The sequence below is a fragment of the Mycobacterium conspicuum genome (assembly GCF_010730195.1).
Classification (GTDB): Bacteria; Actinomycetota; Actinomycetes; order Mycobacteriales; family Mycobacteriaceae; genus Mycobacterium; species Mycobacterium conspicuum.
Genome location: NZ_AP022613.1, coordinates 134,748 through 158,495 on the forward strand (window position 1 = coordinate 134,748; position 23,748 = coordinate 158,495).

A 23,748-nucleotide genomic window follows, 5' to 3' on the forward strand; every position below is an offset into this window, starting at 1 on the left:
GGCGGGGTGCGCGGCGGCCTGTCGCGTGGTTTCATGACACCGTTTACGGAAAACTGCTTGGGGGACGACGCCGAGGCCGCCAGGGCCGGCGTCCTGGTGGATTGGTGGTGTGTGAATGGATCGTCGCAGCATGTTGATGATGGCGGGAATGGGCATGCTTGCTGCTGCGGTCCGCGTCCCGGAGGTCCCGGAGGCCCACGCCGGGCCCTACATCTTCGCCGACGAATTCGACGGCCCGGCGGGTTCGCCGCCCGATCCGGCCAAGTGGACGATCCAGACCTGGCAGGACGACGTGTTCCCGCCGGTTGCCGGCATCTATCGCGACGATCGCCGAAACGTGTTCGTCGACGGCAACTCCAACCTCGTCCTGGCCGCGACCCAAGAAAACGGCGACTATTTCAGCGGGAAACTGCGCGGCAACTTCCGCAGCATGATCAACCAGACCTGGGAAGCGCGGATCAAGCTGGACTGCCTGTTCCCCGGCCTGTGGCCCTCGTTCTGGGGCGTCAACGAGGACCCGCTGCCCGACGGCGAAGTCGACATCTTCGAGTGGTACGGCAACGGCTCCTGGCCGCCGGGAACCACGGTGCACGCGGCGTCCAACGGGAAGACCTGGGAGGGGCGATCGATTCCCGGTCTGGTGGACGGCGGCTGGCACACGTGGCGAATGCATTGGGGGACCGAAGGATTCCAATTCTCGCGCGACGGGTCTCAATACTTCAGCGTGCCCAACAAGCCCATCCCGGTCCACGGCAATCCCAGCGACCTGCGGTGGCCGTTCAACAACCCCGGCTACTGGATGACGCCCATGTTCACCCTTGCCGTCGGCGGGGTCGGCGCCGGCGATCCGGCCGCGGGTACCTACCCGGCGACGATGCTCGTCGACTACCTGCGCATCTGGTGACTACCGCGTCGCCTTGATCACCTGAACCAGGTTGAACTGCCAGCGTTCGACCAGCCGGAAACCCAGGTCGCGTGGCACCGCGAAGGCGGGCGTTGCGCCGTAGCGCGGGCCGGGCGGGATCGCGGCACCCTGTTCGTGCGCGGGCACCGCATCGTCGGCCTGGGTGATGATCCATACGACGCCGCAGTGGCTCAGGGGCGTGGCGACGACCTCGGGGATGAGGTTGGTGTCGAAGACATCGTGGCGGTCGGTGGCCCGCTGCCACAGGGTGAGGTCGATCAGCTTGCGATAGGCATCGGGGCGTGCCGCCAGCAACGGCCGCATCGGGGCGGGCATGAACGTCACCGTGTCGTTGACCAGTAGGCAATCGCCCGGCGCGGCCTTCGCGGTGATCAGGTCGGCGACCTGACTGTAGTCCATGCCGTACTTGGCGTACGGGTTACGTTGTGCACGAACATAATTCGACGCCGCTGCGACGGCGAAAAGAGCAACCAAGGCGGCCGCCTGCCAGGGTTTTGCCGCCAACGCACCGACGCAGGCCCCCAGGATAAGCGCCATCGCCGGTGCGGTGAAGGACAGATACCGCGGCGTGTACACCGGGTGAACGAGCACGGCGGCAAGCGCGATCTGCGCGGTCGGTATCACGATCCATGCCACCGCCAAGACGATGAGCTGCGGATCGAGTTTAGGAGATGTCCAGCGCCACAGCGCAATTGCCGCCACGACGACCACCGCCGAGAGCACCGCGAACGGCGGACTCCGCTCGAAGTACTGCTGCACCACCACGTCTTCGATGGTCCGGTGCCCGATCGGTGCGATCCACTTGATCTGCTGAACCTGCCCGACGACCTCGAACACGAACGGCGCCACGGCGCACACGGTCAGACCCGAAGCAACGACGAAGGGAATCAGAACCTTTCGAGCGCGTCGGAAAACGAACACGAAGACCACGTGCGCCAATAGCACCAGCGCCAGATACATATCCAGCAGAACTGACAGCGCCAGAACAACCCCGTAAGACAGCCAGTACCACCGGCTTTCACGCCGCGCGGCGGCCACCAGCAACACCGTCAGCCATACCGCGGCCATCATCGACATGGCGTAGGGCCGGGCCTCGATGCCGGCCCATGTCGTGCGCGGCAAGATCCCGCACAGCACGCCCGCGCTCAATGCGACGGTCCGCGACGAGAACTGCTTGCCCAACACGACAACTCCCGCCGCCGCAGCGCCGGCGGCCAGCCCGCTGGGCACCCGCGACCAGAACTCCGTGGGCGGGAAGATCTGGAACCAGCCGTGCATCACCAGGTAGTACAAACCGTGCACCGCGTCGACGTGGCCCAGCATCTGCCACAACTGAGGCAGCGACCGGCTGTATGCGGCCGAAATCGTGGCGGCCTCGTCATACCAGAACGACGGGCGGGCGGCGCCGACGAGGCTCACCGCGGCGGCCAGCAGTCCAACGATCAACGGGTCCAGGCGCCGCGACACACCGCAATGGTGCCAGACGCAGACCACAATGCCGGGCTCTCGCGGCCATTAGCGAATCCAATGAGTGTCCGCAAAATCACCGAACTTTCATGCGGTCGTGCGTAGGTTCGTCTCGTGCCCAATCGCAACAACCTCGGAAGCGCGATCGACGGCTTCCTCAAGTCCCCGTTCTCCGGCCTCGCGCCGTGGGTGCTGCTATCGGTGATCTCGTCCTCCGGCCGCTTCGAGATCGGCGTCTGCGTCGCCCTGGGCGTGTCCCTGCTGACGATGTTGCTGTCGTCGGTTCGCCGCATCAAGATCCATGCGCTCGACGTCTTCGGCGCGGCCGTCTTCGCCGCGCTGGCGGTGGTGGGCTTGCTGGCCAAGCCGGGCGTGATCCGCTGGCTGGAACTGTGGGCGGGCGAGCTGGTCAACATCGCGCTGGCGACGTTTGTGGTCGCGACATTGATTGCGCGCAAACCGTTTACGATCCCCTACGCCAAGGAGGAGACGCCCGAGGAGCACTGGGACAGCCCGCTGTTCCGGCGGATCAATTACGTCATCTCCGCGGTGTGGGCCGGCGCGTTCGTGTTCGCCGCCGTCGTCGGATTCATCGGCATCGCGGTACTGAAGGGCGTCGAGGATTTCTGGACCGGCTGGGTGTTGCAGTTGGCGGCGATCTTCTTCGCGGTCGCGTTCACGGAGTTCTACCCGGGCCACGCCACGGCCAAGGCGGCCGCGGCGGCGGGGGAGAGCCCCGACGAGGCCGCGCCGTCGGCGGTCAAGCTCGTCGATTGGTTGCCGAGCTTCGTGCTCGTCGCGGGGATCTTGGGCTGGTCCAGCGGCGCGCTCGAGGACGTGGTCGGCATCGGCATGATCGTGGCGGGGATCGGGGGAAGTGTGCTGGTCGGAAGGCTCTCCCCGGAAGCTGATTCGAACGTATGATCGATGGATGGCTCCTCCGCTCGGGTCGATCGGGTACAACGGTCAGCCGGTCCGCAGCCCGTTTCGGGTGGTCCGCCCGCCGATCACGGTGCTGGTCGACCTGACCGTCGTCTTCCCGCGCGAGCCGCACCGCTCGGGCCGGTATCAGCCCAACGGCCTGCAGCTGCACAAGGTGGTGGAGGGGCAACTGAGCTGCTGGGGCGTCTGCGAGCAGGGCGACTGGTGGGGCCTGGTGACCTATCCGATCGCCTACGGATCCCAGCGGAAAACCGTGACGCACTGGATACCCGCCTGGACGCTGCGCCGGAAAAGCCAGTAGGCGATGATGCTGCGGTGACAGGCGACTGGGTTTCTGTGCTGAGCAAGCTCGTGCCGCTCGGACTGGTTATCGCGATCTCACCGATCACTGTCATTCCGGCGGTGCTGGTGCTACACACGCCGCGACCGAGGCCCGCCAGCCTCGCGTTGCTCATCGGCTGGGTGCTGGGCCTGGTCGCCCTCACCGCCGCGTTCGTCGGGGCCTCCAACCTGCTCACCGGTCTGCAGCACCAGCCCCCGAGGTGGGCGTCGCTGCTGCGCCTGGTGCTGGGCTCGGCGCTGCTGGCGTTCGGCATCTACACCTGGCTGACCCGACGACGCCCCCGCAGGACGCCGGTGTGGCTGCGTTCGTTTTCCAAACTCACCCCCGTGCGTGCGGGGGTGACCGGGGCGGTGCTGGCGGTGGTGCGGCTCGAGGTGGTGGCCATGTGCGCGGCGGCCGGCCTGGCCATTGGTACCGCCGGGCTGACCGTCGCGGGCGTCTGGGCGTCCGGCCTCGTCTTCGTCGCCGTGTCCGCATCGACGGTGGCCGTTCCCATTGTGGCGTTCCTCGCGGCCGGCGACCGCCTTGACGAGCCGTTGGAACGACTCAAGGTCTGGATGGAAGACAACCATGCCGCGATGATGGCGGTCATCCTGGTCGTGATCGGATTGATCGTTCTGTACAACGGAATTCACGCTCTGTAGCGAGTCGGCACGATAGATTGCTGCCCGTGGCGGAAAGTTGGGGGACGGTGGTGAGCACGCTCATCCCGCTGGGGTTGGTCGTCGCGCTCTCACCGATCACGGTTATCCCGGCGGTGCTGGTGTTGCAAGCACCGCGGCCGCGGCCGAGCGGTCTGGCATTCCTCGCCGGCTGGGTGCTGAGCCTGGCCGCGCTGACGGCGGCCTCGGTCGCGGGCTCCGGCCTGCTCGGCGGTCTGCACAAGTCGCCGCCGGCGTGGTCGTCTTGGCTGCGCGTGATCTTTGGGGCGGCCCTCATCGGCTACGGCATCTACAAGTGGTTCACCCGGCATAGCCACAGCGAGTCGCCCGGCTGGATGCGTTCGTTCGCCACCATCACGCCGGCGCGCGCGGCGATGACGGGGGCCGCGCTGGCGGTGATACGACCCGACGTGTTGTTGATCTGCATTCCAGCCGGATTGGCCATCGGTTCGAGCGGGTTGGACGTCGCCGACGACTGGGTGGCGGCCGCGTTCTTCATCGCCGTCGCGGCGTCGTCGGTCGCGGTCCCGATCCTGGCGTATGCCGCGGCCGGCTCCCGCCTCGACGACACCATGGCACGGCTCAAAAATTGGATGGACAACAACAACGCCGCGTTGATGGCGGCCATCCTGGTGGTGATCGGCGCGATGGTGCTGTATCACGGTGTTCACGCCCTGTAGCCGGCCGCCCCGATCTGGAAGTAACTGACCTGCTTTACCGCGGTCGATCGGCTTCGAAAATGTAGTGAAAACCCTGATGCGCTGAGCCTGGCCCGCTCCATAATGTCGGACTTCACGCCTGGTCACGCCCGAAATGGAACGACCAGTCGTCGAGAAAGTGCACCCGAAAGGAGCTTTCATGTCCAAGCTCATGATCATTCAGCCCGGCGCACCGATCACGGTAGCGCTGATTTGCGTTGCCGGGAGCTCGCTGCTCCCAATTGCATCCGCGGACCCGATGCCCAATGGCTACGACGTGTCCTGCAAGCAAGTCAACCCAACCCAAGTGACGTGCTCCATCAGCGGTTGCCCGCGCGTGAAGGAAGACGAGGCCGGCGACGTGGTGCATACCAGGGTCAATGCCCTGCCCCAAAATGAGATCGGAAAGGCGTGCAACAGCACCGCAACCGAAACCGTCAACACATCCTCGGGGTTCAGCTACGCGGTCCAGGGCTGCCGCAAGCATTCATTGAGCAGCGATGATTGCGGCGCCTGGTCGAACTACACGTACACGCCACCGGCTGCCGCGGCGCCTGCCCCGGTGCCAAACTCGGACAAGCCCGTTCGCTGCACGGCAGGCGGGTACACCCTGCCGCCGGGCTCGGATTGCTCCAAGACGCCCAATCCCAATCGGCCTGCGCCTCCGCCGGGGCCGAACGTCGTGGTGGCCCCCGACCAGGAAAACAACGCAATGAACTTTGTCGTCACGAACAAATCTCCGGCGGGGGTGGACGTTCAATGCAAGTATCAGGCGACCAAAGTCAAGGGTCCTTTTAATTGGCCCGGCGGCATCACCAAAAGCTTTTCCCTGAAATCGGGCGACACCCAGAAGCTGCCATTTCCCGGGCTGCCGCTAAACACCACATACCACGTGGCCATTGACTGCCGAAGCGACAACGGTGGTTCGGTGTTCACACAGGATTTCACCGGCTAGCCACGAATTCCGTTTTATCGCTTGGCGCCCAACAAGTTCCGCGTTGGCGCGCAAGTCATACGCTTGTCGTCACCAGACGAACACCGGCTTGACGACCTTGCCGGCGAGCACGTCGGCGACGGCGGTGTTGATCTCGCTGAACGGATAGGTCGCGATCAGGTCATCGACGTCGAACTCGCCGGCCGCGTTCAGTGCGATCAGGCGTGGCACCATCTCGTGCGGATCGGAGTCGCCCTCGATGCTCGATCTGATGACCTTGCCCGACTGCAGCAGGTCGATGGCGTCGATCGTGTACTCCTCGGCGCCGAGGCCGAGCGCGATCAGCGTGCCCCGGCTCCGCAGCGATTGCTGGGCCTGCTTGACGACGGCCGAGATCGCGGTGGTGTCGATCGCGTAGCTCGCGCCGCCGCCGGTCAGCTGCTTCACCTGCTCGACAACGTCTGTGCTGCTTGGGTTTACGCCGATCGCGCCGAACTTGGCCGCGGCGTCACGGCGGCTCTGCAGCGGGTCAACGGCGACGATGGTGCCGACCTTCAGGTGCTTGGCGGCGGCCAGCGCGGCCAGCCCGACGGCGCCGACGCCGTACACCACCAGGCTGTCGGCCGGACCCGGCTTGAGCACGTTGAGCACGGTGCCGGCGCCGGTTTGGAAGCCACACCCGTACGGCGCCACCTTCGTCAGGTCCACCGCCTTGTCGACGACGACGCAGTTGTCGGCGTACGCGATCGCGTGCATCGAGAGGCTGGACTGCCCGAAGAAGTTGCCGTAGACGGGGGAGCCGTCGCGGGTGTATGTGGTCGAGCCGTCGGTGCGCATGCCCATGTAGTTCAGCGCCATCGCGTTCCCGCAATAACCGACCAGTCCGTTGGCGCAGTCTGTGCAGGCACGGCAGGAGCGGAAGCTGAGCACCACGTGGTCGCCGACGGTGACGTTCTTGACGCTTGGGCCGACCGCCTCCACGACGCCGGCGCCCTCGTGGCCGAAGACCCGCGGGAACATCAGTTCCGGCAGGGTGTCCTTGAGGTGAATGTCGGTGTGGCAGAGCCCCGTCGCGACGATCCGGACGAGGATTTCGTCGTCGCGCGGACCGTCGAGCTCCACGTCTTGAAGCGAGAAGTCGTCGCCCTGCTGGTTGACAATCGCCACGGTGGTCTTCATTGATTCTCCTGCCTCATTGGAACGTGGCCATTCAGCCATGTGCAGAAATACCATGTTCCCGCGGGTTCCGAGGCATTAACAACGGCGTCCGAAGCGTGCTGATCGGCGACGGCGGCACCGGAGGACGCGGCTCGCCTTGGGTCTAGTGGTGGCCGCCGCTTTCGCTGGAGCCGGCACTGCCGCTGGAGGGTTCGCTGCCGGCCGAAGGTGCGCCGCCGCTGGAGGGTTCGCTGCCGGCCGAAGGTGCGCCGCCGCTGGGCGTTTCGCTGCCGACGGCCGGGCCGCCATGGTCGGAAGGCGCACCTCCGCTGGGCGTTTCGCTGCCGCCGACCGGTCCACCGTGCTCGGAAGGCCCACCGCTGCTTGGGGTTTCGCCGCCGCTGGCCGGCCCGCCATGCTCGGGAGGCGTACCGGCACCGGGTGGCGTCCCGCCCTCAGGCGATCCTCCGCCGGGAGTTCCGTGGCTCGGGCCGGGGCCGTTGACGGGTCCGCCATGTCCACCGGGATTCGGCCACGAACCTTGCCCCGGGGGAGGTTCGTGGGATGGCGGCCAATGCGTCGGTGGGAGGTGGATCGGCGGTGGAACGTGGATTGGGGGTGGGACGTGTACCGGCGGCGGGACCACGACCACCGGCGGGTCGGGCAATTGAATCGGCGGCGCGGGAGCCTGCACTATCGGGGGGATCACCACCGGGAGCGGCGCTGCGGGAGCCTGAGCGGGCGCAGCGGGAACCGGAACGGGCGCCGCCGGAGCCGGAGCCGCCGCGGGAGCCGGAGCCGCCGGGGGAGCCGGCGGGCTTAATGGCTTGGGCGCCACCGCATTTGTCGCCGCCACCGGCGCAGGGGCGGGCGCGGCCGACGCCTGCTCAAACGGGGCGATGATGCCGCGAAGCGGGGCCGGCAGCAAACCGACCGTGCTGTGGACGCCGAGCGTCATTGCTACCTCAAGGGCGATCACCGCGGTAAAGCCGGCGACCGCCAACGCGGTTCCGACTAGCAGGACCGGCCTGCGACGCGGCCTAGCCGCGATGACGACAGTCGGGGCACCCGCCTCGTCGTCGGTCGCGGCGCTGCCGGCAATGCCGTCGTCGTCCGGGTCGCCGAAGTCCAGGGCGTAAGCCAGCGCCGCCGTGGACGACGCGAACAACGGCGCATTCGCCGAGGCCAGGGCCGCTCCGCGGGCCAATGCCGTCTCCGGCTCTTCGGGCACGTTCACGATGAGCGACGTCGCCGCTTCCAGATCCGGCTTGAGAGCGGCGACGTCAACGTCGCGGCCGACCAGAACCAGGCCGCCCGGGCGCGTCGGCAACCCATCGAGCTCGGCGACCAGCTTCAACAGCTCGGCGCTGGCCGCGTGCTGGACATCGGTGACGGAACCGTCGGAGGTGTCGATGACGGCGAGGGTCGCGGTGTCCGGCTCGACGAACAGCATCGCGGTCTGTTCGTAACCCAGTGCGCCACCCACGGATTGAGTGAAGGCGGAGGCGGCCAGAAACGCCGACACCAGCATCACGTTTTCCATCTTGTGGGCCGTCAGCGCGTCGCGTAGCGCCGGCGCTTCAAGCTGGTCGGTGCAGGCGACGCCGACGGCCGACAGCTCGAGGCCGGCGCGGGCCGCGTCTTCGCGGGTCGCCAGGAGGGCGGCGAGCACCCGATCAGATGCGCTGACGGTGGGCGCGCCGTCGTCGGCGGTGACGGCGAACGCATTCGTGTCTACCGTCGTGCCGTCGCCGTTTTCGCCCTGCAGCAGCACCATCTGTACCGAGGCCGGTGCCATCGAGACTCCGAGCACGATATCCATCCACCGATCCTCGCCGAGCAAGCTGTGTCCGGGTCCTGCCGCAGTTATGCGGTGTTTATGAAGCCGGGCCGCCCGTCGGAGTCGTCACCCGGTAGACGTCGACCTCCTCGGGCAGGCCTTTAAGGTGTTGTGCTCCAAGGCTTTCAAAGATCAGGCCCGATCCGGCGGAGAGGTCGCGCACCGTGCGGCTGGCCAGCACCTCACCCGTGCCCGCCAACGCGCCGATGCGAGCCCCGGTGTGCACGGCCATGCCGCTCCACTCGTCGCCGCGTCGCTCGCATTCACCGGTGTGCACGCCCGCTCGGATCCGGAGACCACGCGTGGCGAGGGCCGGGATCAGTTCCAACGCGCAGCGGGCCGCCTTGGTGGGCCCGTCGAAAAGCGCGAAGACCCCGTCTCCGGTGTGTTTCGCGCGGCGGCCGCCGTACTTCTCCAACAACCAGTCGACGGCCTTGTCATGTGCGTCGAGCTGGCGACGCCACTGAGCATCGCCACGAGCGCTGAGCAACTCGGTGGAACTGACGATGTCGGTGAACAGCACCGTCTTAAACACCCGTTCGTCGACGGCGGCACTCGATGTGCCGCAGACGAAGTCGAGGATCGCCGAACCCACCGCGTCATCCACCAGCGCGTGCGGCCCCTCGGGGAGTGTCTTGAACTGGGATCCGGGAATGCCGGCCGCCAATGCTCTCGCGCCCTCCACTGAAGCCATTTGATCCCCGGGCCTCGCGAGCACAAGAGTGGGGGCTCGGATGGAACCAAGAATGCCGCGGACGTCGATCTCGAGCAGCGCCTGCCACAGCCAGGTGGCCATCGTCGGGCTCGCGCTCGTCCGTTGATACCGGCCATAGAGGTCCCGAAATCCTGGTATGTTGGCAAGCTCGCCGAAGAACAGTTCAGCGAGCACGCCGTCACCCCAATGACTTTCGATGGCCTCGAGATGCTTGGCCTTCTCTTGGGCGGTGAATCCCCAGGGGTAATCCGGCAGCTCCTGGGAGAACCGTGCCATCACGCCATACATCACCAGCGATTGAACGCGCTCCGGATACGTGGCGGCGAACAACACGCTCATCGGGCCACCCTCGGACATCCCGAAAAACGCTGGGCGATCAACTTTCGCGTCGTCGAGTACGGCGTGCAGATCATCCATTCGCTCGTCCAAAGGGGGGACGCGGGTGGCCGGGTCCGAGAGGCCGGTGCCGCGTTTGTCCCACACAATGACCCGGGTGACCTCCGCCAGTTGTTCGACGACGGCCGCGACCGGACTTGCGGGGTCGTCGGCGAGATCGACGTTGCTGAACCAGCCGGGGTTCCACACCAGCGTCGTGTCACCCTGGCCGAACTCGCGGTAGGCGAGCCGGACGGAGCCGTTGCGCGCATAGCGGACCCGTCGGTCGGTCATTCCGACATCTTGGCATCACCGGAGCCGCCGCGGGGTAGCGTGCATCACAAAATAAGGAAGCGAGCGGGCATGGGCGGCTACCGGGAACTGTTCAGCGCGAGCCTCAACGACCCCGAAACCTTCTGGGCGCAGGCCGCGAGAGACGTGACGTGGCTTGATCCGCCGCAGCGGGTGCTGGACGACAGCCGCTCGCCTTTCTACCGGTGGTTTCCCGACGCGACACTCAACACCTGCGCCAATGCGCTCGACCGCCACGTCGCCGGCGGGCGCGCCGAACAGGCGGCGCTGATCTACGACTCGCCGGTGACCGGTGTCAAGCGCAGCTACACCTACGGCGAGCTGCTGGACCAGACCGCCCGGTTCGCCGGCGCGCTGCGGGACCTCGGCGTGGCCAAGGGCGACCGGGTGGTGCTCTACATGCCGATGATTCCCGAGGCCGTCATCGCGATGCTGGCGTGCGCCCGGCTCGGTGCGGTGCACTCGGTGGTGTTCGGCGGCTTCGCCGCGCACGAGCTGGCCACCCGGATCGACGACGCGCACCCGACCGTCATCGTCTCCGCCTCCTGCGGCATCGAGCCGTCGGGGCCGGTGCACTACAAGCCGATGCTCGACGCGGCGCTCGAGTCGGCTCGGCACAAGCCGCGCAGCTGCGTCGTGGTGCAGCGGGATCAGCACCGCTGCGCGCTGACCGCCGGGCGCGACGTGGAATGGCATGAGCTGATGGCTAATTCAGCGCCCGCCGACGCGGTGCCGGTGGCGGCCACCGACCCGTTGTATGTGCTCTACACCTCGGGCACGACCGGCAAGCCGAAGGGCATCGTGCGCGACAACGGCGGACACGCGGTGGCGTTGTTGTGGAGCATGCGGCACATCTACGACATCCAGCCCGGCGACGTCTTTTGGGCGGCTTCGGATGTGGGTTGGGTCGTCGGGCACTCCTACATCGTCTACGGGCCGCTGCTCCTCGGAGCGACGACGGTGCTGTACGAGGGCAAGCCCGTCGGTACCCCGGATCCCGGCGCGTTTTGGCGCGTGGCGGCCGAACACCGGGTCAAGGCGCTGTTCACCGCGCCGACCGCGATCCGCGCGATCCGCAAAGAAGACCCGGGTGGCGCACACCTGGGCAAGTACGACCTGTCCGCGCTGCGGTATCTGTTTCAAGCCGGTGAACGCCTCGACCCCGATACCTACCTGTGGGCCTCCGAGAAGCTCGGCATCCCGGTCGTCGATCACTGGTGGCAAACCGAAACCGGCTGGGCCATCGCGGCCAATCCCATGGGCGTGGAACAGTTTTCGATCAAGCCGGGCTCACCGACGTTGCCGATGCCCGGCTACGACGTACGCGTCCTGCGCGCCGACGGCTCGGCGTGCGAGCCCGGCGAGGAGGGCGCGATCTGCGTCAGATTGCCGCTGCCGCCGGGCGCGCTGCCCACGCTGTGGGGTGACGACGCCCGCTTCGAGGCCGCCTATCTGTGCGAGCACCGCGGTCACTACCTCACCGGGGACGGCGGGTACCTCGACGAGGACGGCTATCTGTACGTGCTGGGCCGCATCGACGACGTGATCAACGTCGCCGGACATCGTTTCGCCACCGGCCCGATGGAGGCTCTGGTGGCCGCGCACCCGGCGGTCGCCGAGTGCGCGGTGATCGGGGTCGCCGACGAGATCAAGGGGCAGGTTCCGCGCGCACTCGTGGTGCTCAAGCGCGGCGCGTCGGCCGACGGTCTCGCCGAGGACCTGATCGCGACGGTGCGCAACGAGATCGGAGCGGTGGCCTGCTTCAAACAGGTCGATGTCGTGCCCGCGTTACCGAAGACCCGATCGGGAAAGATCTTGCGAAAGACCATGCGCGACATGACCCAGGGCACAGACGGGCCGGTGCCGTCGACCATCGAGGATCCCAACGTGCTGCAGTTGATTCGCCCGATTCTGCGGTCATAGTGCGCAGGACGATCGACTGGGACGGCGACGCGGTCACGATCATCGACCAGACCGCGCTGCCGGCCGATTACCGCGTTCTCACGCTGCGCACCGTCGACGAACTGATCGACGCGATCCGCCGCCTGGCCGTCCGCGGTGCCCCGGCGCTGGGCGCGGCGGGCGCGCTGGGCGTTGTGCTCGCGACGCGGGAGGGGGGCGACGTCCGAGCTTCGGCCGACCGCGTCGCCAAGGCCCGACCGACCGCCGTCAACCTCAGCTGGGGCGTCGCGCGCGCACTGGAGAAGCTCGACGACGGCGCTGAAGCCGTCCTCGCCGAGGCGCTGGAGATCCTCGACGAGGATGAACGGCTCAACCGCGCCGCATCCGCGCACGCCGCGGAAATCGTTCTCGCACTGTGCAATCGGCGCCCGCTGCGGCTGCTGTCGCACTGCAACGCCGGTCACCTGGCCACCGTGGCCTGGGGCAGCGCGCTCGGCGTCGTGTGGCACCTGCACGAGCGCGGCCTGGTGGAGTCGGTGCTGGTCGACGAGACGCGTCCGCTGCTGCAGGGCGCCCGGCTCACGGCGTGGGAGCTGGCGCAGGCGGGCGTGCCCTACCAGGTGCAGCCGGACGGCGCCGCGGCGGCGGCGATGGCACGGGGACTGGTGGACTGCGTACTCGTCGGCGCCGATCGGATCGCGGCCAATGGCGACGTCGCCAACAAGATCGGCACCTACGGCCTGGCGATCGCGGCGCGTCATCACGGCGTGCCGTTCGTGGTGGTCGCGCCGTCGTCCACGGTCGACGCGTCGCTGGCCACCGGCGCGCAGATCGCCATCGAGGAACGCGCGCCCGACGAACTCAGGACGCTGGCCGGCGCCGCGATCACCCCGCCGGACGCCGGCGTTTTCAACCCGGCCTTCGACGTGACCCCGGCCGAGCTGATCTCCGCCGTCGTCACCGAACACGGCCGCTACCGGCCGCGCTAGCCGGCCGGCCCCGACGAGGATCCGGTGGGTTCCCGCTCGGCATGGGCGCGCGCCGCCGAATTACAACAGGCCGAGTTCCCGTGCCCGGCTGACCGCCGTGCTGCGGCATTCAACGCGGAGCTTGCGGTACACGGCTCGCTGGTGGGTCTTCACGGTATTCAGCGAGACGTATAGCCGCGCAGCGATCTCACTTCGCGATAGCCGGCTTGGGAGCAGCCGAAGGACCTCAAGCTCCTTGGGGGTCAGCTCCTCACCGGCCGCGCACCCCGGGTTGCGCGAAGTCACCGCGACGGCCGTGCTCCGCTCGCCCGACTGGACACCCCGATTGAACTTGTCGCACCAGTCTGCGGCGATCAGATCAGCACTGCGCGCGATGTCACCGCCAGCGACCAGATGGCGCTCCGCCTCATCTATGAGGCCCTCAGTCTCGAGCCAGGTTGCGGCTCGCCGGTGCAGATCGGCGACGAGATCCGGCTCGCTGCGCTGCAGCTCGGTGCGCAGTAACTCTCCGAACAGCTGGTGATACCGGTACCAGTGGCGCGACATGTCCAGCGGCATCACGAATAGGTTTTCGCGCTCGATCTTATGCAAGACCGCGGCCGAGCCGGACGTTTGCAGCACCGCGTCGCACAGCTCACCGCAGAGTCGGCCCAAAACCGAGGTATGTAGCAAAAAGTCACGCAGTTCCGGTGGCTGACCGTCGAGCACCTCGGCCATCAAATAGTCGACGATGTGACGGTTATCGCCGGCGAACGTGGTGATAAATGCTGCCGCATCGGTGCGACCTGCCAGCGACAGCCCGGCGAGATACAGACCCGCGGCCCACCCCTCCGTACGGTGACACAACAGCTGGACGTCCCCGTCGGTCAACTCCCAACCGAGCACGCCGCCGAGCAGGTCTGCGGCTTCGCCGACTTGAAACCGCAGCTCCTCGGCTCGCAGCTCCAGCAGCTCGCCGCGGGCCCGCAACCGTGCCAACGGCAGCATGGGATCCGAACGGGTGGCGATGACCAACTGGAAGGTCGGCGGCATCCGTTCGACGACGAAACCGACCTGCTCGTGCACGGCCCGATTTGTAACCAGGTGATAGTCGTCGAGGATCAACGCGATCTGGTGGTCGATCCCAGCCAACTCGTCGAGCAGTGTCGGCAAGACCACGTGTCGAGGGTCGGCACCCATCTTGATGAGCTCGATCGCACGCGGCGCCGCTCCCGGGCTGGCCTTATCCAGCGCCGCGAGCACGTAGGCCCAAAATCGCGCCGGATCATTGTCGAACGCATCAAGGGAAAGCCAGCACCGCCGGCGGCGGTCATCGACGCCGCTCACCCATTGGGCCAACAGCGTCGTCTTGCCCCAGCCCGCCGGCGCACTGAGCAACGTGAGCTTGAGAGAGGGTTCCGCCGAGAGGATTTCGACTAGAGCTGTCCGTTCGATGAGCGGGGCGCGGATGGCCGGTGCCGCCGACTTGGCGGCAAGCAGCAGCGCGGGTTCGCCGGCATCAGTGCCTGCTTCGCCCTCGACCTCGAAGAGGGAAGGCGGGGTGCACAGCAGATCGGAGATATTGGAGCTGCCTGCGACGAGCATGCTTTGAACGTTAGTCGCGGTATCGCGCTGATCGTGGGCCACTTGGGTGCGGTGAGAAGGGGCCAATTGAGCCCGACGTTTTCAGGGCAGCAGTCCGATCAGGGCGTCCAACGCCGCCGACCACGCGCTCGGCGCGGGCGCTGCGAACCCGACCACCAAGCCGTTCCGCTCGCGGCCGGCTTCCGGATGGCGAAACAGATCAAGACCCTCCACGCCGAGCCGTCGCCACGCGCGTTGATGACACAGCTGGCTCTCGTCGGCATCGGCAAGCTCAAGCATCACGTGCAGACCTGCAGGCATTCCTGCGACGGTGGTCTTCTGGGATGACTTGGCAACAGCTGCGACGAGTTGCTCGCGGCGGCGCTGGTACTGGGCGCGCATCGTGCGGATGTGTCGGTCGTAGGAACCGGACACGATGAATTCGGCCATCGCCAACTGGTCAACGAAACTGGAGGTCTCCTCGCGCTCACCCCTCTGCTGGGCCACTGCATGGACGAGTCGGTCCGGCAGCACCAGCCACCCGAGCCGCAGCCCCGGTGCCAGCGACTTGCTCGCCGTTCCCATGTAGATGACATGTTCGGGGTCGATGCCTTGCAGCGCACCGACAGGGGCGCGGTCGTACCGAAATTCGCCGTCGTAATCATCTTCGATGATCAGTCCGCCGGTACGTCGCGCCCAATCAACAACGGCCGCCCGGCGGTCGGAATGCAAAGGCACGCCGAGGGGAAACTGGTGTGACGGCGTGAGCAGCACACAGCCCACATCTGCCATGCCGTCCAAGGCCATGACATCAGCGCCCCGTGAGTCCACTGTCAGCGGCGGGCAACGCAACTGCGCACGAACGAGCGACGCCCGCTGTGCGCGCAGGCCAAAAGCCTCGACGGCAACGGCGGCTACCCCGGCTGCCGCCAGCGCGCCGGCGACCAGATTCAATCCTTCGGCGGCGCCGCTGCAGATGATGATGTTGCCCGGTCGGGCCCGGACTCCCCGCGCACGCGCAAGATACTCGGCAAGGGCGGTGCGAAGCTCCGGGCGCCCGTGGGGATCGGCGTAGCCGAACGCCTCGAACGGTGCGACGTTCAACGCGCGCTTGACCGCACGGCTCCACTCCGTCCGTGGAAACGACGACAGGTCCGGATGTCCCGGCCGGAAGTCGTGGTCCAACTGGCGCGGCGTCCGTGGCTTGGGGGATGAAGCGACGGACCGGACGACCTGGGCCGCGCGTTGGGCAACCTGCGTGCCTGAGCCATGCTGTGATGTCAGCCAGCCCTCGGCGATGAGTTCGGCGTACGCGCGGGCAACGGTGTTTCTCGCGACACCGAGGTCGGCGGCCAGCGCACGACTTGAGGGCAACTGGACGCCCGGCACCAATCGCCCCGATCGGATCGCGTCGCGAATGGCTTCCATCACACCGTCACGTACCTTGCCGCCGGGGCGGTCCAAGTAGAGATCCAACCCGGCGACCGAGCTTTGTGATTCGGTTATTGCACTCATGTCATGCTCGACCCACGACGCTCCCCACGTCGGCGATCCCGTCCATGGCGTCATCTCTCCTAGAAGGAGTACTTAAGGATACGCGGGCCATGTTCGCCGCATCGCTGCGCTTCGCGACTAGCGAGCAAGCACGCCGACGATCCGCCCCGTGAACACCTTCTTACTCACCCGGGTGAATTGGCTCGCCGGGTGATGACGACTCACCCCGCGTCGGTGAAAGCTGGCTCAGCAGAGAGCAAGCGGAGGGCTAAGTGCAGCCGACGATTTACCAAATCTGCATTCGGGGGCGGGTAACCGAGCGGCTCGGGTCCGCACTCGAAGGGATGCACCTCGAGGGCGGTACCACCGACACCGTTTTCAGTGGTGAAATCCGCGACCAGTCACAGCTTTACGGGCTCCTCGACCGGGTCCGTGACCTAGGTCTGGAACTCGTCAGCGTACAACCGCAGCCCGAGGCCGACTCGACAACAACAACACACATCAGGAAGGACCTGTAATGAAGGCCATCACCGTTTCAGACCGCGACGCCGGTGTCGCCGGTCTGTCGCTGCGCGACCTGCCCTACCCCCAGGCGGCCGACAACGACGTCGTTGTGCGAGTACACGCGGCGGGTTTCACGCCGGGCGAGCTTGACTGGCCGCACACTTGGATCGACCGTGCGGGTCATGACCGGACGCCGAGCGTACCGGGCCATGAGCTGTCGGGCGTCGTGGTCGAGCTGGGCTACGGGACAACGCTTTTGACCGTCGGTCAGCGGGTGTTCGGGCTCGCCGACTGGGCCCGCAACGGCACGCTGGCGGAGTACACCGCCATGGAAGCCCGCAATCTCGCACCGCTGCCGATGGACATCGACCATACCGTCGCCGCGGCGCTGCCGATCTCTGGACTCGCCGCCTGGCAGGGCCTGTTCGACCACGGCCGCCTCGCCGCCGGACAAACGGTTCTGATTCACGGTGCCGCGGGTGGAGTGGGGTCGATCGCGGTGCAGCTGGCTCGTGAGATCGGTGCGCGGGTCATCGGCACCGGCCGGACAGCAGACCGAGACCGGGCGTTGGAGATCGGCGCCCACACCTTCCTCGACCTGGAGACCGAAAGGCTAGAGGACGCCGGTGAAGTCGACGTCGTGTTCGACGTGATTGGCGGTGACATCCTCGCCCGATCGGCAGCTCTGGTGCGGGCCGGCGGAACGCTCGTGACCATCGCCGAGCCGCCGAAGGCCCAGCCGCACGATGCGCGGGCGATCTTCTTCCTCGTCGAGGCCGATCGCGCCCAGCTCGCCCAGCTTGCTACGCGGGTACGGGATGGACGCCTCAAGCCGGTGGTGGGCGCCGTGCTGCCACTCGCTGAAGCTCCCGCCGCGTTCGCTCCTGGCAAGCGCATCCCCGGCAAGACGATCCTTCGCGTCGCCGAAGAGTGAAAAGGAAAGGCAGCCAAAATGTTCCTCAGGATACCGTTCGGCGCACTGACGCTTGCGGTGATGCTCACGCCCGCGGCTCACGCCGAGCCGACGCCGCAGGATTCGCATCAAATCCCGGTTGTCCGGCCAGTTTTCAATCAGCCCACCAATGTTCCGGGCAAATCACTTGAAGCAGTGGCCGTCAGCTATCCGCCCGGAGCCAGAAGCGCAGCGCACCACCACGCGAAATCGGCGTTCATCATGGCGTACGTGATCTCCGGGTCGATCCGCAGCCAAGTTGAGGGTGAGCCGGCCCGCGTCTATCACGCCGGGGAGACGTGGGCTGAAGTCCCAGGCGCCCACCACACGATCAGCGAAAATGTCAGTTCCACTGAGCCCGCCGAACTACTCGCGGTCTTCCTGGTCGATACCGGGGACGGCCCGCTCACCACGGACGACGACGCGCAAAAGTGAAAGCGGGCAAAGACTTCGACGTGGTCGTCGTGGGTGGCGGGGTGGGCGGTGTGGCCGCCGTGCGGAAGCTCGCGTCCGTCGGCCTTTCCGTTGCGCTCGTTGAGGATCGCCTGGTCGGTGGGGAGTGTCATTACTGGGGCTGCAACCCGAGCAAAACACTGCTTCGGCCGATCGAGGTGTTCAACCTCGCGAAGGCGGTTCCCGGTGTGCGAGAAGCGATTGCGGACAACAGGTTGGACGTAGCGGCAGTCTTCGCGAAGCGCGACGCGATCATCGAGCACCTGTCGGACCAAGACCGAACAGCATCGCTGCGGCAAGCCGGCGTAGCAGTGTTTCATGGGTTCGGCCGGTTGAGCGGCGAACGAACAGTGCGCGTGGCCTACGCCCTGGGAGATACCACCGAAACCCTCTTGAGTGCACGCCACGCCATCGTGCTGGCCACCGGCACTCGTCCTAACGTGCCGGAGATACCCGGGTTGGCGCAAGCACGCCCGTGGACCAATCGGGACTTGACGACCATGACAAGGGTGCCATCTCGTGCGCTGGTGGTGGGTGGCGGACCCGTCGGTGTCGAGTTCGCGACCATCTTGGCTGGATTGGGCTCCGCGGTAACACTTTTGGTACGTGAGAGCGCGCTGCTTCCCGCCTGCGAACCCGAAGCCCGCGAGCTAGTCGCGCAGTCACTGCGAACCAAAGGCGTCACGATTCGCTTTGAGACGGAGTTGTCCGCGGTCAACCGCCCCGTGCCAGGAGGGCCCGTCGACGCAACTTTCCACCGCCAGACCATCGAGGTAGACGAGGTCGTCCTGGCCGCGGGACGGCGCACCAACACCGACAACATCGGATTGGAAACCCTTGGCCTGCCAAGCGGCGGGATCGTTTCTGTGAACGACCATCTCCAGGCGGTCGGCGTCGCAGGCAGTTGGCTCTACGCGCTGGGAGATACCACCGGACGTGCTCGGCTGTCGCATATCTCCACCTACCACGGCCGCGTCGTGGCCGACATCATCGCGGCCCGAGCCGCGGGGCGAGAACTGTCCGAAAACGAGTTGACTGTGCGTGATGCCGGCAGTCTCGCGCAGGTTATCCACACTGACCCTCAGGTGGCCTGGGTGGGGCGCACCGAAAGCCAAGCCCGAGCAGAAGGGTTCGCGGTACGGACGCGAACTGCCCACTACCCCGGCGCAGTGTCATTCCTAGCCCTTTACCGGGACGGCTTCCAGGGATGGGCGAAACTGGTCATTAACGACGACACCAACACACTGCTCGGAGCAACATTTGTCGGCCCGCAGTTCTCCGAACTGGTCCAAGCAGCCACCCTAGCTATCGTCGCGAAGGTCCCAGTCAGCCTGTTACGCCACGCTGTCGCGCCACATCCGACGGTCAATCAAGTCTGGGATCCGCTACTCGCCCAAGAGTCCGAACTTGCCCCGCTGCTGAAAAGCGAGGCACCGGACCCTGCCGCCGACCTAGTCGCCTCACTGTGACCATGCTGGTCGCGGGGGTTCGGGCGTTCGGCGGCAAAGTGGAGACGCTCGCGGTGAACGAGCCGCGAGCGTTGGCGGCCGACGAGGTTCTCATCGAGATTCGCAGCGCTGGGGTTGGGAACTGGGACAACATCATTCGTACTGGCGGTTGGGACGTTGGCACCAGGCCGCCACTGGCGCTCGGCGTCGAGGCGGCCGGGGTCATCAAGGCCGTCGGCTCCGAACCAAGCGGATTCAATGTGAACGACGAGGTGCTGTGTCACCCGGTGCCGCTGCGCGACCAAGGGACGTGGGCGCCGCTGGTGATCGCACCCGCCGGATCGCTCGCCCGCAAGCCGCCCGAGATCTCATGGGAGACCGCGGCAATCATTCCGGTGCCGGCGTTGACCGCCGAGCAGGTAGTCGGCGAGGCGTTGGCCCTGCGGGGTGGGGACACGTTGCTCGTTCACGGCGCGGGTGGAATCACCGGCGGCCTCATTGTCCAGCTGGCCGTCCTGCGCGGAGTCGATGTGCTCGCCACGGCCGGCCCCGGCAGCGCCGACCGGGTCCGCGGGTATGGCGCCCGCGAAGTCGTCGATTACCGCGATCCGATGTGGCCACAACACGCAAGGGAGCTCGCGAAAGGTTCCATCGACGCCGTCGCCAACGCCGCTCCCGGGGGTGCTGCTGCGGCGATGACGGCGCATGCCGACGGTGGGCGGTTGGCCACCATTACCCCCGACCCACCGGCACCCACCCGCGGGATTTGTGTGACCGCGGTCTACGTCCGTTCTGACGGGGCTCAACTCGAGCGGCTGACCGCGCTACTTGCCTCCGGTCAATTGAGGATACCGACCCCGCGGTCCTGCGACCTGGATCACGCCGCCGACGCCCTCGCGCAAGTTGTCGCCGGCCGCGAGTCCAGCGGACTCGTCATCACGAACCAGATCACCCCACACCACCAAGGAGTCTCGAGATGACCACCGTTACCCCGATCTTCACCGGAGTAGCCGCCCACATCGGCAGCTACGCCGACGCTGTCACCGTATCCGCCGGCGGCACACAGATTTTCGTCTCCGGAACGCCGGGGCTGCGCGAAGACGGCACGCCGCCCGAGGACTTCGTCGACGAAGCCCGGCAGTGCTGGGCCAACGTCGAAGAAGCTCTCGGCAAAGCCGACGCCACGCTGACCGACATTGTCTACATACGCCAATGGCTCACCAGCCGTGACAATGTGTCCGCCTACCTGGCGGTCAGCAGAGAGATCATCCGGCACCGACCGGCCGCCATGCTCAGCATCATCGACGGGCTGGTGTGGCCCAACCTGCGCGTGGAAGTCGAAGTCACCGCCATCGTGCCGTCATGAGCGCTTACCCGATCGTCGACTTGTCCACCGACGCACTGCTGACCACGACCCGCTCGGTGCGCAAACGTCTCGATTTGACCAAACCTGTTCCTACCGGCTTGATCCGGGAATGCCTTGAGATCGCGGTGCAGGCACCGACGTCGGCCAACGTGCAGAACTGGAGCTTCCTCATCGTGACCGATGCCGACCAGCGTCGCGCGATCGCCGATGTGTACCGCCGCACATGGGACCTGATCGCCGCATCCCCTTTCGCAGTCGCCGATCGGTTCAATGACGACCCCGCACGCAATAGCGAGCAGCGCAAAGTGTCCGACAGTGCGGCGTATCTCGCCGAGCACATCAGCGAAGTCCCCGTCTTGATGATCCCGTGCGTCGAGGTCACCGACGGTGACGGCGTCCTCACGGGCGAAAACGCCAACCAGTATTGGAGTTCGATCATGCCCGCCACGTGGAGCTACATGCTCGCCGCGCATTCTCGGGGCTTGGGAACAACGTGGACTGGGGTGACCATAATGGCCGACGAGGAGATGCGGGCCATCCTCGGCCTGCCCGACAACGTCTACCACGCCACGACCATCCCGACGGCCTACTACACCGGCACCACCTTCCGCCGTGCCCGACGCATTCCGCTCGACGACGTGCTGCATTTCGACCGATGGTGAGCCGCAACGGATCTGGTGTCCGGTCATGACGTTGCGCGACGCGGCGCCGACCAGTCGCGCGATGGTCGTCGCCGTGATGGTGTCGATGGTCGCGTTCCTCGACTCCACCGTGATCAACCTGGCTTTGCCAGCCACCGAGCGCGACCTCGGCGGCGGCCTCGCATTGCAGCAATGGATCATCGACGGCTACCTGCTGGCGATGGTGGCCGCGATTCTGCCCGGCGGGTCCATTTCGGATCTGTTCGGTCGCGTTCCGGTGATGCGGTTCGGGCTGTTGGCTTTCGGGGCGGGCTCGGTTCTGGCGGCGGTTGCGACCTCGCCGGCGGTGCTGATCACCGCGCGCGTCATCCAGGGCCTGGGTGCGGCGTTCCTGGTGCCCGGCTCGCTGGCGCTGATCAACACGGTGTTCGACAAAGCGCACCAATCCGCGGCGATCGGCGTCTGGACCGGGTGGACGGGAACCGCTTTCGCGTTGGGCCCCCTGTTGGGCGGACTGTGCGTCGATTTCCTGGGCTGGCGTTGGATCTTCGTGTTGTCAGCGATCCCCATGGCGGTCGGGTATGCGCTAACGTTCTGGCTGTGCCCGATGTCGGGGCGCGTCGACGGCGCCCGCGTCGATACCGCAGGGGTGGGCCTATCGGCGGTGGGGTTGGCCGCGACGGTGTATGCGCTGATCGAATCGCAACGCGACGGCTGGACCGATCCGATGGTCATCGGGCCAGCGGTGGTCGGCATTGTCGCACTGGCCGCGTTCGTGCGCTGGCAGCGCCGCAGCAGGGACCCGATGCTTCCGTTGTCGCTGTTCACCTTTCGCAACTTCGCGGCCGCCAACCTCGTCACCGTGTTCGTCTACGGCGCGTTAACGCTGGGATCGCTGGCCATCACCCTCTACACCCAAGAGATCGGCGGCTATTCCGCCACCGCGGCCGGCCTGGCCACCCTGCCGATCCCGGCGCTGTCGTTCGCATTCGCGCGTCATGTCGGCCGGGTCGCCGCGCGGGTGGGCCCGCGCGTCTTCCTGATCGCCGGCCCCGCCCTGGCGGGAATCGGGCTGCTCCTGGTCCGCCCGAAACCTAAGGGATTTCACGCGATCACCGACCTGGTCCCCGGGATGACGGTGCTGGCCATCGGGCTGGTCGCGACTGTCACACCGCTTGTGTCGCTGACGCTGGCCTCGGTGCCAACCGAACACAGCGGCCTGGCGTCGGCGATCAACAACGCCGTCTCGCGGCTCGCCGCGCTGATATCGATCGGGTCCATGGGCATGATCAGTGTTGGCACAGCGAGCGCCACCGGATTCGCGCACGTGTTAGAGGTCAGCGCCGCGCTATTCGGCCTGGGCGCGTTGTGCGCCGCGCTGTTGATAAAGAACCCCCCCGGCGGATGCCAACCTGTGCCCTGCGACGTCGCGGCCTTGTGCCGCGACCGGCCCGGTGTGCAGCCCGCTGTGGCCAGCAGCCCATCGGCCGCGGCTGAACCGTCCTTTCCGGAGTAATCATGCACTCGTTCAACGTAACTCGCGTGACTCACCCGGGTGAATAGGTGGTCGGGTGATGACAGCTCACCCCGCCTGGCGGCAGTCTCGATGCGAACAGAACCTGCAGCGAACGGAACACGAAAGTGATCGACACCAAGCAGTCCACCGAAGATCTGACAATCCTCGAACAGCTCAACAACGACTACGTCCACTCCGACCAGTTCAACGATGTCAAGCGCTTCAGCGAGTTCCTCGCCGAAGACTTCATCGTGCAGACCCCGGGCGTCACCCGGAATCGTGAAGAGTTCCTCGACTACATCGCTAAGCCGCGTCCCTTCAAGGATCTTGCTGTGCACGACGTCAACATCCGAATCCTGAGTGACGTTGCCCTGATCCACGCCCGCGCCACATACACCACGCTCGCCGATGGAGTGGACCAAGAAGCCCTGTGCACGGACACATATCAGAAGCGGGAGGGCACCTGGGTCTGCGTCGCGGCCTGCGCAATCGCTCCCGGGGCGTAACCCGCGCACCCGCATGTCCAAGCGCGAATTCTTCGAAAGGATC

23 protein-coding genes are annotated in these 23,748 nt (G+C 66.6%); 17 read left to right on the plus strand and 6 right to left on the minus strand.

The genetic code is table 11. From position 1 onward, the window contains the following. Nucleotides 1-115: 115 nt before the first annotated feature. On the plus strand, nt 116-904 hold the full coding sequence (locus G6N66_RS00590) for a glycoside hydrolase family 16 protein (RefSeq protein WP_085233733.1): 789 nt from the start codon (nt 116-118) through the stop codon (nt 902-904). On the opposite strand, the gene G6N66_RS00595 is transcribed toward G6N66_RS00590, so the two are convergent. Next, nucleotides 905-2,392, minus strand: coding sequence for a glycosyltransferase family 39 protein (locus tag G6N66_RS00595; protein WP_179968239.1), 1,488 nt, complete (start codon nt 2,390-2,392; stop codon nt 905-907). A gap of 114 nt (nt 2,393-2,506) precedes the next feature. On the opposite strand from G6N66_RS00595, the gene G6N66_RS00600 reads away from it, so the two are divergent. The 5 genes from G6N66_RS00600 to G6N66_RS00620 all read left to right on the plus strand — a co-directional run bounded on the left by G6N66_RS00600 (nt 2,507) and on the right by G6N66_RS00620 (nt 5,992). Then, nucleotides 2,507-3,316 carry a DUF3159 domain-containing protein gene (locus tag G6N66_RS00600; protein ID WP_139825283.1) on the plus strand — a complete coding sequence of 270 codons (810 nt, stop codon included), beginning with the start codon at nt 2,507-2,509 and terminating at the stop codon, nt 3,314-3,316. 7 nt (nt 3,317-3,323) lie between these two features. After that, complete coding sequence (locus G6N66_RS00605; protein WP_085233735.1) at nt 3,324-3,635, plus strand: hypothetical protein; 312 nt, start codon at nt 3,324-3,326, stop codon at nt 3,633-3,635. 14 nt (nt 3,636-3,649) lie between these two features. Next, complete coding sequence (locus G6N66_RS00610) at nt 3,650-4,321, plus strand: GAP family protein (protein WP_085233736.1); 672 nt, start codon at nt 3,650-3,652, stop codon at nt 4,319-4,321. A 26-nt stretch (nt 4,322-4,347) separates the two neighbouring features. Then, on the plus strand, nt 4,348-5,019 hold the full coding sequence (locus G6N66_RS00615) for a GAP family protein (RefSeq protein ID WP_085233737.1): 672 nt from the start codon (nt 4,348-4,350) through the stop codon (nt 5,017-5,019). A 178-nt stretch (nt 5,020-5,197) separates the two neighbouring features. Further along, nucleotides 5,198-5,992, plus strand: a complete 795-nt coding sequence (locus tag G6N66_RS00620) for a hypothetical protein (protein ID WP_085233738.1) — start codon at nt 5,198-5,200, stop codon at nt 5,990-5,992. A 69-nt stretch (nt 5,993-6,061) separates the two neighbouring features. On the opposite strand, the gene G6N66_RS00625 is transcribed toward G6N66_RS00620, so the two are convergent. The 3 genes from G6N66_RS00625 to G6N66_RS00635 all read right to left on the minus strand — a co-directional run bounded on the left by G6N66_RS00625 (nt 6,062) and on the right by G6N66_RS00635 (nt 10,353). Then, nucleotides 6,062-7,150 (minus strand): NAD(P)-dependent alcohol dehydrogenase, encoded by a 1,089-nt coding sequence (locus G6N66_RS00625; RefSeq protein WP_085233739.1) that lies wholly within the window; start codon nt 7,148-7,150, stop codon nt 6,062-6,064. A 142-nt stretch (nt 7,151-7,292) separates the two neighbouring features. Further along, nucleotides 7,293-8,951 carry a DUF7159 family protein gene (locus G6N66_RS00630; protein ID WP_085233740.1) on the minus strand — a complete coding sequence of 553 codons (1,659 nt, stop codon included), beginning with the start codon at nt 8,949-8,951 and terminating at the stop codon, nt 7,293-7,295. 55 nt (nt 8,952-9,006) lie between these two features. Beyond that, nucleotides 9,007-10,353, minus strand: coding sequence for an adenylate/guanylate cyclase domain-containing protein (locus tag G6N66_RS00635; protein ID WP_085233741.1), 1,347 nt, complete (start codon nt 10,351-10,353; stop codon nt 9,007-9,009). A 69-nt stretch (nt 10,354-10,422) separates the two neighbouring features. Here G6N66_RS00635 and G6N66_RS00640 point away from each other — a divergent pair, with 69 nt between their 5' ends. Next, nucleotides 10,423-12,294, plus strand: coding sequence for a propionyl-CoA synthetase (locus G6N66_RS00640; RefSeq protein WP_085233742.1), 1,872 nt, complete (start codon nt 10,423-10,425; stop codon nt 12,292-12,294). Next, nucleotides 12,294-13,262 carry an S-methyl-5-thioribose-1-phosphate isomerase gene (mtnA, locus tag G6N66_RS00645; RefSeq protein ID WP_085233743.1) on the plus strand — a complete coding sequence of 323 codons (969 nt, stop codon included), beginning with the start codon at nt 12,294-12,296 and terminating at the stop codon, nt 13,260-13,262. The genes G6N66_RS00640 and mtnA overlap by 1 nt, the downstream gene beginning before the upstream one ends. Nucleotides 13,263-13,322: 60 nt before the next feature. Here the strand turns inward: mtnA and G6N66_RS00650 are convergent, their stop codons facing one another. Together G6N66_RS00650 and pdxR are read right to left on the minus strand one after the other, a co-directional pair. Beyond that, nucleotides 13,323-14,846: a LuxR C-terminal-related transcriptional regulator gene (locus G6N66_RS00650; protein WP_085233777.1), complete on the minus strand. Its 1,524-nt coding sequence runs from the start codon at nt 14,844-14,846 to the stop codon at nt 13,323-13,325. A gap of 81 nt (nt 14,847-14,927) precedes the next feature. After that, nucleotides 14,928-16,340, minus strand: a complete 1,413-nt coding sequence (pdxR, locus tag G6N66_RS00655; protein WP_085233744.1) for a MocR-like pyridoxine biosynthesis transcription factor PdxR — start codon at nt 16,338-16,340, stop codon at nt 14,928-14,930. A gap of 251 nt (nt 16,341-16,591) precedes the next feature. On the opposite strand from pdxR, the gene G6N66_RS00660 reads away from it, so the two are divergent. The 9 genes from G6N66_RS00660 (at nt 16,592) to G6N66_RS00700 (ending at nt 23,705) form a co-directional block, all read left to right on the plus strand. Further along, nucleotides 16,592-16,837 carry a hypothetical protein gene (locus G6N66_RS00660; protein WP_085233745.1) on the plus strand — a complete coding sequence of 82 codons (246 nt, stop codon included), beginning with the start codon at nt 16,592-16,594 and terminating at the stop codon, nt 16,835-16,837. After that, the gene (locus G6N66_RS00665) at nt 16,837-17,757 is read left to right on the plus strand and encodes an NADP-dependent oxidoreductase (protein ID WP_085233746.1); all 921 of its coding nucleotides are present in this window, start codon (nt 16,837-16,839) and stop codon (nt 17,755-17,757) included. Before G6N66_RS00660 ends, G6N66_RS00665 begins: the two co-directional genes overlap by 1 nt. An 18-nt stretch (nt 17,758-17,775) precedes the next feature. After that, the gene (locus tag G6N66_RS00670) at nt 17,776-18,210 is read left to right on the plus strand and encodes a cupin domain-containing protein (RefSeq protein ID WP_085233747.1); all 435 of its coding nucleotides are present in this window, start codon (nt 17,776-17,778) and stop codon (nt 18,208-18,210) included. Further along, nucleotides 18,207-19,697: a dihydrolipoyl dehydrogenase family protein gene (locus G6N66_RS00675; protein ID WP_085233748.1), complete on the plus strand. Its 1,491-nt coding sequence runs from the start codon at nt 18,207-18,209 to the stop codon at nt 19,695-19,697. The genes G6N66_RS00670 and G6N66_RS00675 overlap by 4 nt, the downstream gene beginning before the upstream one ends. Before the next feature lie 2 nt (nt 19,698-19,699). Continuing rightward, nucleotides 19,700-20,656, plus strand: a complete 957-nt coding sequence (locus G6N66_RS00680; protein ID WP_232079440.1) for an NADP-dependent oxidoreductase — start codon at nt 19,700-19,702, stop codon at nt 20,654-20,656. After that, nucleotides 20,653-21,042, plus strand: a complete 390-nt coding sequence (locus G6N66_RS00685) for a Rid family hydrolase (protein ID WP_085233750.1) — start codon at nt 20,653-20,655, stop codon at nt 21,040-21,042. Before G6N66_RS00680 ends, G6N66_RS00685 begins: the two co-directional genes overlap by 4 nt. Further along, nucleotides 21,039-21,704 carry a nitroreductase family protein gene (locus G6N66_RS00690; RefSeq protein WP_085233751.1) on the plus strand — a complete coding sequence of 222 codons (666 nt, stop codon included), beginning with the start codon at nt 21,039-21,041 and terminating at the stop codon, nt 21,702-21,704. The genes G6N66_RS00685 and G6N66_RS00690 overlap by 4 nt, the downstream gene beginning before the upstream one ends. Before the next feature lie 25 nt (nt 21,705-21,729). Next, a complete protein-coding gene (locus tag G6N66_RS00695; protein ID WP_085233752.1) occupies nt 21,730-23,199 on the plus strand; it encodes an MFS transporter in 1,470 nt (489 codons plus the stop codon). A 125-nt stretch (nt 23,200-23,324) separates the two neighbouring features. Beyond that, nucleotides 23,325-23,705, plus strand: a complete 381-nt coding sequence (locus G6N66_RS00700; protein WP_085233753.1) for a nuclear transport factor 2 family protein — start codon at nt 23,325-23,327, stop codon at nt 23,703-23,705. Nucleotides 23,706-23,748: the final 43 nt, after the last annotated feature.

What these genes read in the sequence shown, in the direction of transcription:
- G6N66_RS00590 (WP_085233733.1), top strand. Translation starts at nt 116, where the DNA reads ATGGATCGTCGCAGCATGTTGATGATGGCGGGAATGGGCATGCTTGCT.
- G6N66_RS00605 (WP_085233735.1), top strand. Translation starts at nt 3,324, where the DNA reads ATGGCTCCTCCGCTCGGGTCGATCGGGTACAACGGTCAGCCGGTCCGC.
- G6N66_RS00620 (WP_085233738.1), top strand. Translation starts at nt 5,198, where the DNA reads ATGTCCAAGCTCATGATCATTCAGCCCGGCGCACCGATCACGGTAGCG.
- G6N66_RS00625 (WP_085233739.1), bottom strand. Translation starts at nt 7,150, where the DNA reads ATGAAGACCACCGTGGCGATTGTCAACCAGCAGGGCGACGACTTCTCG.
- G6N66_RS00630 (WP_085233740.1), bottom strand. Translation starts at nt 8,951, where the DNA reads ATGGATATCGTGCTCGGAGTCTCGATGGCACCGGCCTCGGTACAGATG.
- G6N66_RS00635 (WP_085233741.1), bottom strand. Translation starts at nt 10,353, where the DNA reads ATGACCGACCGACGGGTCCGCTATGCGCGCAACGGCTCCGTCCGGCTC.
- G6N66_RS00640 (WP_085233742.1), top strand. Translation starts at nt 10,423, where the DNA reads ATGGGCGGCTACCGGGAACTGTTCAGCGCGAGCCTCAACGACCCCGAA.
- G6N66_RS00650 (WP_085233777.1), bottom strand. Translation starts at nt 14,846, where the DNA reads ATGCTCGTCGCAGGCAGCTCCAATATCTCCGATCTGCTGTGCACCCCG.
- pdxR (WP_085233744.1), bottom strand. Translation starts at nt 16,340, where the DNA reads ATGAGTGCAATAACCGAATCACAAAGCTCGGTCGCCGGGTTGGATCTC.
- G6N66_RS00665 (WP_085233746.1), top strand. Translation starts at nt 16,837, where the DNA reads ATGAAGGCCATCACCGTTTCAGACCGCGACGCCGGTGTCGCCGGTCTG.
- G6N66_RS00670 (WP_085233747.1), top strand. Translation starts at nt 17,776, where the DNA reads ATGTTCCTCAGGATACCGTTCGGCGCACTGACGCTTGCGGTGATGCTC.
- G6N66_RS00680 (WP_232079440.1), top strand. Translation starts at nt 19,700, where the DNA reads ATGCTGGTCGCGGGGGTTCGGGCGTTCGGCGGCAAAGTGGAGACGCTC.
- G6N66_RS00685 (WP_085233750.1), top strand. Translation starts at nt 20,653, where the DNA reads ATGACCACCGTTACCCCGATCTTCACCGGAGTAGCCGCCCACATCGGC.
- G6N66_RS00690 (WP_085233751.1), top strand. Translation starts at nt 21,039, where the DNA reads ATGAGCGCTTACCCGATCGTCGACTTGTCCACCGACGCACTGCTGACC.
- G6N66_RS00695 (WP_085233752.1), top strand. Translation starts at nt 21,730, where the DNA reads ATGACGTTGCGCGACGCGGCGCCGACCAGTCGCGCGATGGTCGTCGCC.